The 12362-nt window shown below is 59.6% G+C and carries 11 protein-coding genes; 7 read left to right on the forward strand and 4 right to left on the reverse strand.

The window, feature by feature from the left end; translation table 11 throughout:
• Positions 1-4: 4 nt before the first annotated feature.
• The 4 genes from soxG to JZX89_RS04300 form a co-directional block, all read right to left on the reverse strand.
• On the reverse strand, positions 5-553 hold the full coding sequence (soxG, locus tag JZX89_RS04285; protein WP_207133203.1) for a sarcosine oxidase subunit gamma family protein: 549 nt from the start codon (positions 551-553) through the stop codon (positions 5-7).
• Positions 546-3509, reverse strand: coding sequence for a sarcosine oxidase subunit alpha (locus tag JZX89_RS04290; protein ID WP_207133204.1), 2964 nt, complete (start codon positions 3507-3509; stop codon positions 546-548). The genes soxG and JZX89_RS04290 overlap by 8 nt, the downstream gene beginning before the upstream one ends.
• Positions 3506-3781, reverse strand: a complete 276-nt coding sequence (locus JZX89_RS04295; RefSeq protein WP_207133205.1) for a sarcosine oxidase subunit delta family protein — start codon at positions 3779-3781, stop codon at positions 3506-3508. The genes JZX89_RS04290 and JZX89_RS04295 overlap by 4 nt, the downstream gene beginning before the upstream one ends.
• 78 nt (positions 3782-3859) lie before the next feature.
• Complete coding sequence (locus JZX89_RS04300; protein ID WP_207133206.1) at positions 3860-5110, reverse strand: sarcosine oxidase subunit beta family protein; 1251 nt, start codon at positions 5108-5110, stop codon at positions 3860-3862.
• Positions 5111-5200: 90 nt separating this feature from the next.
• On the opposite strand from JZX89_RS04300, the gene JZX89_RS04305 reads away from it, so the two are divergent.
• The 7 genes from JZX89_RS04305 to purU all read left to right on the forward strand — a co-directional run bounded on the left by JZX89_RS04305 (position 5201) and on the right by purU (position 12328).
• Entirely contained in the window at positions 5201-6181 is a 981-nt protein-coding gene (locus JZX89_RS04305; RefSeq protein ID WP_207133207.1) for a GlxA family transcriptional regulator, read from the forward strand.
• A 44-nt stretch (positions 6182-6225) separates the two neighbouring features.
• Complete coding sequence (locus JZX89_RS04310) at positions 6226-6891, forward strand: helix-turn-helix domain-containing protein (protein WP_246746660.1); 666 nt, start codon at positions 6226-6228, stop codon at positions 6889-6891.
• A 96-nt stretch (positions 6892-6987) separates the two neighbouring features.
• Positions 6988-7893 (forward strand): class II glutamine amidotransferase, encoded by a 906-nt coding sequence (locus JZX89_RS04315; protein WP_207133209.1) that lies wholly within the window; start codon positions 6988-6990, stop codon positions 7891-7893.
• 38 nt (positions 7894-7931) lie between these two features.
• Complete coding sequence (locus tag JZX89_RS04320) at positions 7932-8618, forward strand: GltB/FmdC/FwdC-like GXGXG domain-containing protein (RefSeq protein WP_207133210.1); 687 nt, start codon at positions 7932-7934, stop codon at positions 8616-8618.
• A 16-nt stretch (positions 8619-8634) separates the two neighbouring features.
• The gene (locus tag JZX89_RS04325; protein WP_149899582.1) at positions 8635-9963 is read left to right on the forward strand and encodes an FMN-binding glutamate synthase family protein; all 1329 of its coding nucleotides are present in this window, start codon (positions 8635-8637) and stop codon (positions 9961-9963) included.
• Positions 9964-10046: 83 nt separating this feature from the next.
• Positions 10047-11354, forward strand: coding sequence for a type III glutamate--ammonia ligase (glnT, locus tag JZX89_RS04330; protein WP_207133211.1), 1308 nt, complete (start codon positions 10047-10049; stop codon positions 11352-11354).
• 89 nt (positions 11355-11443) lie between these two features.
• A complete protein-coding gene (gene purU / locus JZX89_RS04335; protein WP_207133212.1) occupies positions 11444-12328 on the forward strand; it encodes a formyltetrahydrofolate deformylase in 885 nt (294 codons plus the stop codon).
• Positions 12329-12362: the final 34 nt, after the last annotated feature.

Raw genomic sequence — 12362 nt, forward strand, 5'->3', positions numbered from 1 at the left:
AGGATCACTGGAATTCAAGGCTCATCCGGGCAAGATCGTCCCACAGGCTTTCGGCAAAGCCGCGCAAAACGATGACTTCGAACACCTGCCCGTCAAGCCGGGTGAGATGCGCGGCGATATGGCCGATCAGCGTCGTGGCGGAGTGTCCCGTCGGAAAAGCGGCGATGGAAAGATCGGCCGCCGTTCCTTTTGCCAGCACCCGCTCGGCCATCCTGCCTTCGATACGAATACGCACGCGTCCCTGGCTCTGGTCTACACCCGTTGCCTGTGGCTCAAGCACCGCAAGAAACGCCTTCATCTCCGCGTGAGACAGCGGCTCTTCGCCGACGATGAACCATTGGCCGGGAGAGACCGCCCGCACATCGCCTTTTGCGAGGCTGCGCAGGCGAACTTCCATATCCGCTGCGCCGGGCGCGGCCAGCACATGAATGATCGCGCCTTCCGGCATGGGTGAGAGTTTGAGGGCAGCGGAGGAAATCGCCCCCTTCGCGCCAAGCGCCGGGCGGAGTGTCGGCCGGAAACCAGATTTGAAATCAGACTTGAAATCAGGCATGGAGCTTCTCGTTCTCAGGGTCGAAGAAAACCGGGTGGCACAGGCGGGCGGCGGTGAATTCATTGCGCAGGCCGTTCCACACAACGACTTCTTCGCCATGTCTGCCCGGGCCGTTCTTGACGAGCGCGAGACCGATGGTGGAGCCGAGATGGGGTGAAAACGCGCTTGAGGTCACATAACCCTGATCGTTTTCCAGTGTTGCCGCAGCGTCTTTAGCAAGAATATGCGAGCCGCTTCGGAAGGACTGGCTGGGATCAAGCGGCAAGACACCAACAAGACTTGGCCGGTCTGCTGCGGAAAGCCCCTCGCGCTCCAGCATTCGACGGCCGATGAAATCGGCCTTGGTGGCGGAGACCATTTTGCCAAAGCCGAGATCGGCGGGCACCACCGTACCGTTAATCTCGTTATGGGTGACATGGCCCTTTTCGATGCGCAGCACGCCGAGCGCCTCGACGCCATAGGGCATGATGGTCTCGGACTTGCCTGCTTCCATCAGCGCATCTGCAACGCTTTCGCCATAACCGGCGGGAACGGCAAGTTCATAAGCCAGTTCGCCGGAGAAGGAAATCCGGAGCAGGCGAGCATACAGTTGCCCGCCGAAGAGCGAGACTTCTCTTGCCGCAAGGAAGGGAAAGGCGTCGTCGGAAATATCCTCATCGACGATTTTCTGGATAATGGTGCGTGCCTTTGGTCCGGCAATCGCCATCTGCGCCCATTGATCGGTGACCGAGGCAAGCCGCACGTCGAGATCGGGCCAGAGCGCCTGGGCGCAGAATTCCAGATGGTTCATGACACCTGCCGCATAGGCTGTGGTGGTTGTCATGAAAAAGCGGTTTTCCTCCAGCCGGCTGGTGGTGCCGTCGTCATAGATCATGCCGTCTTCGCGCAGCATCAGGCCATATCGCGCCTTGCCGACCGGCAGCTTGAGAAAGGCATTGCAATAGACCCGGTTGAGGAATTCGGCAGCGTCGCGGCCGCAAATCTCGATCTTGCCGAGCATCGATACATCGCAGAGGCCGGCATTTTTGCGAACGTTCAGAACCTCGCGGTCAACGCTTTCCCGCCAGCCGTTTTCGCCGCTGCGGGGAAACCAGGAGGAACGATACCAGAGACCGGTTTCAACGAAGATCGCCCCGTTTTTCTCGGCCCAGCCATGCAGCGGTGATTTCCGCACCGGCTGAAAATGATGGCCGTGATAAGCGCCGGTGAGCGCGCCAAAGGAGACGGGCGTGTAGAACGGCCGGAACGTGGTGGTGCCGACATCCGCCGGGGAAACGCCACGCGCCTCGGCCAGCAGCCCGATGGCGTTGACGTTGGAAAGCTTGCCCTGATCCGTCGCCATGCCGTTTGTTGTATAACGCTTGGCCAGTTCGACATGGCCGTAACCCTCGCTGACGGCAAGGCCAAGATCCTTGCGATGAACATCATTCTGGTAATCGACAAAGGCTTTCGCCTTGATGCCGGGGATGGACCAGAGCGGCTTTGCGGGCGGGGCTACGATGTCGTTTTCCACGACGCCGAATGTCGGTGTGGTCGCTGTAAAACCGAGATCCTGCGCAAGCGCCGCACCCTTTCGCGCGCCATCCTCAAGGCAGGCGGCGATGCCATTTATCGCGGATACCGTGCCGGCGAGTTCGAGCCCCTTGAGATTGGCGGGTGCGAGGAAGGCAACATTGTCTTCCGACCAGACCGGCTTTCCGCCGCGATGGCAGGCAAGATGGATGATGGGGCTGAAACCGCCCGACATGGCGAGCGCATCGATATTCATGCTCTCCGTGCGGCCATTGGCATAAATCTCTATGGCGGACAGCGCCTTGCCGCCCTTTGCATTCGAGACGACGCCACCTTTGATGACACGCGCCTTGCCTTCGTAACCGGGATTACCCTGCTGGCGGCTATCGATGATGGCGGCAAGAGTGACACCCTGCGCCTCCAGATCGCGGGCGAGCGAGTAACCGCTGTCATTGGTGGTGAAAATCGCCGTCGTCTTGCCGGGGCTTATGGCGTAGCGGTTGAGATAGCTGCGCATGGCGCTCGCCATCATCACGCCGGGAATATCGTTGCCGCCGAAGACCAGCGGCCGCTCTTCCGCGCCCGTGGCAAGCAGCGCCCGCTTGGCAACGATGCGCCACAGACGCTCCACCGGTACATGGGCTTTCGGGTGAGCCAAGTGCTTCTGTACCCGCTCCACCGCGCCGAAGACATTGCCGTCATACCAGCCGAAGGCCGTGGTCCGCGTCAGTACCGTCACATTCGGCAGGGCTTCGAGCTCGGCAATGCATTGCGCGGTGAAATCCGGAGAGCTCTTGCCGCCTATGATTGCGGTTTCAGACAAAAGCCCACCACCCGCGACGGAATGTTCGTCCAGAATGATGACGCGTGCGCCGACGCGCCCTGCGGCAAGCGCCGCTGCAAGTCCCGCTGCGCCGGAACCGATCACCAGCAGATCGCAATGCGCCCAGCATTTGTCATAGGCATCCGGGTCTGCCTCGTAGCTTGCCTTGCCGAGACCGGCGGCTTTGCGAATGAAGGGCTCGTAGATTTTTTCCCAAAAGGCGGCGGGCCACATGAACGTCTTGTAGTAGAAACCCGCGCCGAGAAAGGGCGAAAGAAGGCCGGTCAGTGCGCCGATATCGAAATCGAGGGAGGGCCAGCGGTTCTGGCTTTTCGCTTCCAGCCCGGCATAAAGCTCCTGCATGGTGGCGCGCGTGTTCGGCTCCGTACGCCCGCCGCTGCCGATCGTCATCAACGCGTTCGGCTCGGCGGCGCCCGCCGTCAATATGCCGCGCGGGCGGTGATACTTGAAACTGCGGCCGACGAGTTGCTGGCCGTTGGCGAGCAGGGCGGAGGCAAGGCTGTCGCCTTCGAAGCCTCGCATGGTTTTGCCATCGAAGGTGAAGGAAAGCGGTTTGGAGCGGTCGATCAGACCGCCAGTCTTCAGGCGGTGGGAGGTCATGCGCTTGTCACTTTCTTCTCGTCGGCGGCATCGCGGCAGACGGATATCTCATGGGTGACGGTATCGCGTGTCACCACCAGCCAGCGCCGGCAGCCAGAGGTGTGGTGCCAATATTCATGGTAGGCTCCACGGGGATTGTCGCGCAGATAGACATAGTCGAACCATTCCTCAGCGCCGGCATCCGCCGCCGGCCGGGCAAGGGCAGCACCTTTGATGGTGAATTCTTCCTTGGGTCTTGGCCCGCAATGCGGGCAGGGCACGAGACTTGCCATTTCAGATGTCCTTGATCCACCAGATAGCGGGATGGCGAAAAGTGTGAGCGGTTTTCGCCTGAAATCCCGCTACAAATTTTAATGAAGGTTGGGCTGGGCGCCCTGGCCTTTTTCATCGATGAGGTAACCGCGCTGGAAGCGATCCAGCCGGAAGGCCGTTGCCGTTTCCTGCGGTGCGCCGCGCGCCAGAAGATGGGCGAAGCAGAAACCGGAAGCGGGCGTCGCCTTGAAGCCGCCGTAACACCAGCCGGCATTCAGGTAGAGATTGTCGATCGGCGTGCGGTCGATGATCGGTGAGCCGTCCATCGACATATCCATGATGCCGCCCCAAGAGCGCAGAACCCGGACGCGGGAGAGCGCCGGTATCATCGCCTTGCCGGCTTCGGCGACATGTTCGACCGTCGCCAGATTGCCGCGCTGGGCATAGGAATTGTAACCATCGATATCGCCGCCGAAGACGAGGCCGCCCTTGTCCGATTGCGAAACGTAAAAATGGCCAGCCCCGAAAGTGACGACGCCATCGATGAAAGGTTTCAGACCTTCGGAAACGAAAGCCTGCAAGACATGACTTTCGATCGGCAGTTTCAGTCCGGCCATGCTGGCCACCTGCGAAGAATTGCCGGCCGCCGCCAGTGCCAGTTTGCCGCAACCGATAAAGCCGCGAGTTGTCTCAACGCCCACGACCTTGCCGTTTTCACGGCGAATGCCGGTCACCTCGCAGCCCTGAATAATATCGACGCCTCGGCTGTCTGCGCCGCGCGCATAACCCCAGGCCACGGCATCGTGCCGCACCGTGCCGCCGCGCTTTTGCAGAAGGCCGCCGTGAATGGGAAAGCGGGCATTGTCGAAATCGAGAAACGGCAGCATTGTCTTTACCGAGGCGCGGTCCAGCAATTCGGCATCGACGCCGTGCAGTCGCATGGCATTGCCGCGCCGCGTATAGGAGTCACGCTGCGCATCCGAATGGAAGAGGTTCAGCACGCCACGCTGCGAGACCATGGCGTTAAAGTTGAAATCCTGCTCCAACCCTTCCCAGAGCTTCATAGAAAGCTCGTAGAAGGGGTTGTTGCCGGGCAGCAGATAGTTGGAGCGGATGATCGTGGTGTTGCGGCCGACATTGCCGGAACCGATATAGTTCTTCTCCAGCACCGCGACATTGGTGATGCCGAATTCCTTGGCGAGATAATAGGCCGTCGCCAGCCCATGCCCGCCGCCGCCAACGATGATGACATCATAATGCGGTTTGGACGTCACATCCCGCCAGGCGGGCTTCCACGCCTTGTTGCCGAGAAGGCCGTTCATGAAAATGGAAAAAGCGGAATAGCGCATCTGGCTTACCTCGAACGATATTTCACGAGTGTAGCCGGTGGGTCGAAAAGAGAATTGCAGATAAAGGACATTGTAATCTAGAATAAAGACATGACGACAATTGAACAGAAGAACCTCCAGCACATCGGTTTTGTCCTCGTTTCGAATTTCGCGCTGATGTCTTACGCGTCGGCGGCGGAGCCGTTGCGGGCCGCCAATCTGATTGCCGGAACCGATCTCTATGAGATCGTGCCTCTCTCCTTCGATGGTGGGGCTGTCAGAAGTTCGTCCGGCATCATTGTGGATTGCGAAGCGCTCGCCGCCGCTGGCGAGCGATGCCACACCATTTTCGTCTGTGCTGGCGGCGGGCCGCAGGACTGGGCAATTGCGGAAAATTCCTTCGGCACATTGCGGCGGCTGGCGCGTCAGGGTGTCCGGATAGGCGGCATTTCCAGCGGTGCTTATGTGCTGGCAGCGGCGGGGCTGTTGGATAATCGCGATTTCACCATCCACTGGGAACACGCGCCGGTGCTGCGAGAGGCTTTCGGCCACCTCTCGCCCCGACAGGCGCGGTTTGTTTTCGATGGTGACCGCATCACCTGCGCCGGTGGTGTTGCGCCACTTGATATGATGCATGCGATGATTTCGCAGAGAATGGGTGCGCATTTCGCACGGCGTATCAGTGACTGGTATCTGCACACGGCTGTGGCCGAACCCGGCGCGCCGCAACGCGGCTCCTCGGCGGAGCGCTACGGCACCAACCACCCGGCCTTGCTGACCGTGCTGGAAAAAATGGAAACGGCCATCGAAAGCCCGCTTGACCGGCGGAACATGGCGAAACTGGCGGGAACGAGCGCGCGGCACCTGGACCGGCTTTTCGCGACCCATCTTAAGACGAGTTTTCTCGATACCTATCGGGCGATCCGCCTTGATCATGCCCGGCGGCTTCTGGAACAAAGCCCGCTCTCCATCGCGGAAGTTGCCTTCGCCACCGGCTTCTCCAGCGCGGGTCATTTTTCGGGATGCTTCAAAGCCCGTTTTGGCCACACTCCGAATGCGCTAAGGACAAAGATTTCCTCCGAATTAAAATAGTTTTCCTGTAAAGAAGGAAAAACACGATATTGCCGGAGGATCCCATGGCAAAGGAAACCACCAAGGTCGAGCAAGCGCAGGTTCTGTCGCAAGACCCGCATGCCGTTCGCGAGCCGAGGGTCAACAATCTGGAGATGGCGATCGGTCATGAGGTGCGTGCCTATCGCAAGAAGCTCGGCATCACCGTCACCGATCTAGCATCGGCCACCGGCGTATCGGTGGGCATGCTTTCCAAGATCGAAAACGGCAATATTTCCCCGTCGCTCACCACGCTGCAGACGCTGTCAAAGGCGCTGGGCGTGCCGATCACGGCTTTCTTCCGTGGTTTCGAGGAACCGCGCAGCGCTACTTTCGTCAAGGCTGGCCAGGGGGTGAATATCGATCGCCGAGGCACCCGCGCCGGCCATCAATACAGCCTGCTTGGCCATATCGACAACAATACCAGCGGTGTCACCGTCGAACCCTATCTCATCACCCTGACGACCGATTCCGATGTGTTTCCGACCTTTCAGCACGAGGGCATGGAGTTTTTGTACATGCTGGAAGGCGAGGTGGTTTACCGCCACGGCGAGCAGCTTTTCACCATGGAGACGGGGGACAGCCTGTTTTTCGACGCCGATGCGCCGCATGGGCCGGAGGAACTGGTGAAGCTTCCCGCCCGTTATTTGTCGATCATTTCCTATCCGCAAAGAAGGGTGTCCAATGATTGAAAAGTTGCCTTAGAAGAAAAAAATATTCCTGATAGTTGACTTGGTGGAATTCCATATGTTAGCCCTTCATTCAGAAACGAATGGAGGTGCCTGTCGATGTGCGGCATTGTTGGACTATTCCTGAAAGACAAAAGCCTTGAACCGCAGCTGGGTGAGCTGCTCTCGGACATGCTCGTCACCATGACTGATCGCGGGCCGGATTCGGCCGGCATCGCGATCTATGGAAGCACTGCGGCAGGCCGTGCGAAAGTGACGATCCAGTCGGCCAATCCCGCTGTTGATTTTTCCGGCCTTGCCGAAGCGCTGAAGGAAAACGGCGTCGAAGCCTCCGTCACGGTGAAAAGCACCCATGCGGTGCTGGATATCTCTTCCGAAAAGCTCGATGGCATTCGTGCAGTTCTTGCCGCCATCCGCCCGGATGTCCGGGTGATGGGTTCCGGCGACAGCGTGGAAATCTACAAGGAAACCGGGCTGCCGAAGGATGTTGTCGCCCGTTTCGATGTGCGTTCCATGGCTGGCAGTCACGGCATCGGCCACACCCGTATGGCGACGGAATCGGCGGTGACGACGCTTGGCGCGCATCCCTTCTCCACCGGTGCCGACCAGTGCCTGGTGCATAATGGTTCGCTCTCCAACCACAACAATCTGCGTCGCGAACTGGTGCGCGAAGGCATGACATTCGAAACCCAGAACGACTCGGAAGTGGCCGCCGCCTATCTCACGGCGGAAATGGCCAAGGGCAAGGATCTGGGCGAAGCGCTCGAGGGTGCGCTTGATGATCTCGACGGCTTCTTCACCTTCGTCGTCGGCACCAAATCCGGTTTCGGCGTGGTGCGCGATCCCATCGCCTGCAAGCCGGCTGTGATGGCCGAGACCGATCAATATGTCGCTTTCGGCTCCGAATATCGCGCGCTGGTCAATCTGCCCGGCATCGAAAATGCCCGTGTCTGGGAGCCGGAACCGGGGACCGTCTATTTCTGGGACCATGAAAAGGCCGCCTGATAGCCGTTCATCGGCGCCTGTTTTGAAAGTCATAATCCATGCCAGTTTTCGATCTCTCCCACACGCCGCTGCGTGAACTCAACAGCGCGCTGCACGGCCTTTCCTCCGGCGTCAACGATACCGAATTCGAAGTCGTCAATCCGCGCGGCCACCATGCCGTCGCCGTCGGCATCGACAGTCCCGTGACCGTCGATGTGCGCGGCTCGGTCGGTTATTATTGCGCCGGCATGAATGATGGCGGCACCGTCACCGTGCACGGCTCGGCCGGGCCGGGTGTGGCGGAAAACATGATGTCGGGCACCGTTGTTATCGAGGGCGATGCTTCGCAATATGCGGGTGCCACCGGTCGCGGCGGGCTGCTGATCATCAAAGGCAATGCCGCCTCCCGCTGCGGCATTTCGATGAAGGGCATCGATATCGTCGTGAAGGGCAATATCGGCCACATGTCCGCCTTCATGGGCCAGTCCGGCCACCTCGTCGTCTGCGGCGATGCGGGCGATGCACTTGGCGACTCCCTTTATGAAGCGAAGCTTTTCGTGCGCGGTTCGGTCAAGAGCCTCGGTGCCGATTGCATCGAAAAGGAAATGCGGCCGGAACACCTGGAGAAACTTGCCGAACTTCTTGAGAAAGCCGGCGTCACCGATGTCAGCCCAAGCGAGTTCAAGCGCTACGGTTCGGCCCGCACGCTCTACAATTTTAACATCGACAACGCCGACGCGTATTGAGGCGAGGGATATTTAGATGAGCTATCACAACCCCTTCACCCCGCCGCGCAAATCCGCGACATTCGACGATCACACGCTGGCGGAAATCCGCCGGGCGGCTGCGACCGGTATTTACGACATTCGCGGCGCGGGCACCAAGCGCAAGGTTCCGCATTTCGATGACCTGTTGTTTCTCGGTGCGTCCATCTCGCGTTATCCGCTCGAGGGTTACCGCGAGAAATGCGATACGACAGTTACGCTCGGCACGCGTTTTGCCAAAAAGCCGATCACGTTGAAAACGCCTATCACCATTGCCGGCATGAGCTTCGGCGCTCTCTCCGGCAACGCCAAGGAAGCGCTCGGCCGTGGCGCGACGATTGCCGGCACCTCCACCACGACGGGTGATGGCGGCATGACGGATGAGGAGCGCGGCCACAGCCAGACGCTGGTTTATCAGTATCTGCCGTCGCGTTACGGCATGAACCCCAAAGATTTGCGCCGCGCGGATGCCATCGAGATCGTTGTCGGCCAGGGTGCGAAGCCGGGCGGCGGGGGCATGTTGCTCGGCCAGAAGATTTCCGATCGCGTCGCCAATATGCGCAATCTTCCCAAGGGCATCGACCAGCGTTCCGCCTGCCGTCATCCTGACTGGACCGGCCCTGACGATCTGGAAATCAAGATCCTCGAATTGCGCGAAATCACCGACTGGGAAAAGCCGATCTACATCAAGGTCGGCGGCGCGCGGCCCTATTACGACACGGCTTTGGCGGTGAAAGCCGGTGCCGATGTGGTGGTGCTTGACGGTATGCAGGGCGGCACGGCGGCAACGCAGGATGTCTTCATCGAGAATGTGGGCATGCCCACGCTTGCCTGCATTCGCCCCGCCGTTCAGGCGCTTCAGGATCTCGGCATGCACCGCAAGGTGCAACTGATAGTGTCCGGCGGCATTCGTTCAGGTGCTGATGTCGCCAAGGCACTGGCGCTGGGGGCCGATGCGGTCGCCATCGGCACGGCGGCGCTGGTAGCGCTGGGGGATAATGATCCGCACTGGGAAGACGAATATCAGAAACTCGGCACCACCGCCGGCGCTTATGATGACTGGCACGAAGGCAAAGACCCGGCCGGCATCACCACGCAGGACCCGGAGCTTGCCGCACGCCTCGATCCGATCGCGGCCGGCCGTCGCCTTGCCAATTATCTGAAGGTCATGACGCTCGAAGCGCAGACCATCGCGCGCGCCTGCGGCAAGAACCATCTCCACAATCTGGAGCCGGAAGATCTGGTGGCGCTGACCATGGAGGCCGCCGCCATGGCGCAGGTTCCTCTGGCGGGAACCAACTGGTTTCCGGGGAAAGGCAGTTTTTAAACAACATAATGGACGGACGCATTTGGGAGGATGCGTCCGTCTTTTGTCAATGAAGTGTCTGATACCAAAAAAAGGGGAATGACGTGACACTGGACCTCTCCACATTTGCTGCCGAAAAGGGCATCAAATATTTCATGATCAGCTATACCGATCTCTTCGGCGGCCAGCGCGCCAAGCTGGTTCCCGCCGAAGCCATCGCCGATATGCAGAAGGGTGGCGCGGGTTTTGCCGGTTTCGCCACATGGTTCGATCTGACGCCGGCCCATCCCGATCTTTTCGCCGTGCCTGACGCTTCGTCGGTCATCCAGCTTCCGTGGAAAAAGGATGTCGCCTGGGTTGCGGCCGATTGTGTGATGGAAGACCAGCCGGTGGAACAGGCGCCGCGTGTGGTGTTGAAAAAACTCATCGCCGAAGCCGCCGAAAAAGGCTTGCGGGTCAAAACCGGCGTGGAGCCGGAGTTTTTTCTGATCTCGCCGGATGGCGCGAAAATTTCCGACGAATACGACACGGCGGAAAAGCCGTGTTACGACCAGCAGGCGGTGATGCGCCGTTACGATGTGATCGCTGAGATTTGCGATTACATGCTGGAGCTTGGCTGGAAGCCTTACCAGAACGACCATGAAGATGCGAACGGCCAGTTCGAGATGAACTGGGAATATGACGATGCGCTCCAGACCGCCGATAAACATTCCTTCTTCAAATTCATGGTCAAGTCCGTTGCCGAAAAGCATGGGTTGCGCGCCACCTTCATGCCGAAACCCTTTAAGGGGCTGACCGGTAACGGTTGCCATGCCCATATTTCGGTCTGGGACCTCGACGGCAAGGTCAACGCCTTCGCCGACAAGGCAATGCCTTTTGGGCTTTCCGCCCAGGGCAAGACCTTTCTCGGCGGCATCATGAAACATGCCTCCGCTCTTGCCGCTGTCACCAATCCGACGGTCAATTCCTACAAACGCATCAACGCGCCGCGTACCATTTCGGGCGCGACCTGGGCTCCGAACACGGTGACGTGGACCGGCAACAACCGCACCCATATGGTGCGTGTGCCGGGGCCGGGGCGGTTCGAACTGCGCCTGCCGGATGGAGCTGTGAACCCCTATCTGCTACAGGCCATCATCATTGCTGCGGGTCTCTCCGGTGTCCGCTCGCAAGCCGATCCCGGTCCGCACTACGATATCGACATGTATCGTGAGGGCCACACGGTTACGGATGCGCCGAAGCTGCCGCTCAATCTCCTCGATGCGTTGCGCGAATACGAGAAGGATGCGGAGTTGCAGCAGGCGTTGGGGATCGAATTCTCAAAGGCATATCTGAAGCTCAAGCAGGGCGAGTGGAACAGCTATTGCGCGCAGTTCACCGCCTGGGAGCATCAGACCACGCTCGACGTTTGACCTCGGTTTTCCCCGCCGCCCTTGCGGCTTTTCCCGCGCGCATCAAACCGCGCGGGTTTTTCCCATATCGATGACAGAAAGAGCGCCAGATGACGAACTTCGTCCTGACCGTCACATGCAAATCCACCCGCGGCATCGTCGCCGCCCTTTCTGGCTTCCTGGCTGATAAGGGCTGCAACATCGTCGATAGTTCGCAGTTCGACGATCTTGGTACGGGCCGCTTCTTCATGCGGGTGGGGTTCATTTCCGAGGAGGGCGCCAGGCGAGAGGACCTTGTGGCCGGGCTTGCGCCGATCTCGGAAAAGTTCGGCATGGAGGTGGCTTTGCATGACCAGTCCGAAAGGATGAAGGTCATACTGATGGTCTCGCGTTTCGGCCATTGCCTGAACGATCTGCTGTACCGCTGGCGCATCGGCGCGCTGCCGATCGATATCGTCGGCGTCGTCTCCAACCATTTCGATTACCAGAAGGTCGTCGTCAATCACGATATTCCTTTCCACCACATTCCGGTGACGAAGGAAAACAAGCCGCAGGCCGAAGCCCGGATCATGGAGATTGCTGAAAGCACCGGAACGGAGCTGATCGTGCTTGCCCGCTACATGCAGGTGCTTTCCGACAGAATGTGCGAGACGATGTCGGGTAAGATCATCAATATCCACCATTCCTTCCTGCCGTCCTTCAAGGGCGCCAACCCTTACAAGCAGGCCTATCAGCGCGGCGTGAAGCTGATCGGCGCGACGGCGCATTATGTGACGGCCGATCTGGATGAAGGTCCGATCATCGAGCAGGATATCGTGCGTATCACCCATGCACAGAGTGCTGAGGATTACGTGTCGCTCGGCCGCGATGTGGAGGCGCAGGTACTGGCCCGGGCCATCCACGCTCACATCCACCACCGCACCTTCATCAACGGTAACCGCACAGTTGTCTTCCCACCCGGTCCCGGCTCCTACGCCTCGGAAAGAATGGGATAATGTTTCCGCCTGCTGCGACCGTCTGTCCTGCCGC

Source organism: Agrobacterium burrii, from assembly GCF_017313405.1.
GTDB classification, from domain to species: domain Bacteria; phylum Pseudomonadota; class Alphaproteobacteria; order Rhizobiales; family Rhizobiaceae; genus Agrobacterium; species Agrobacterium burrii.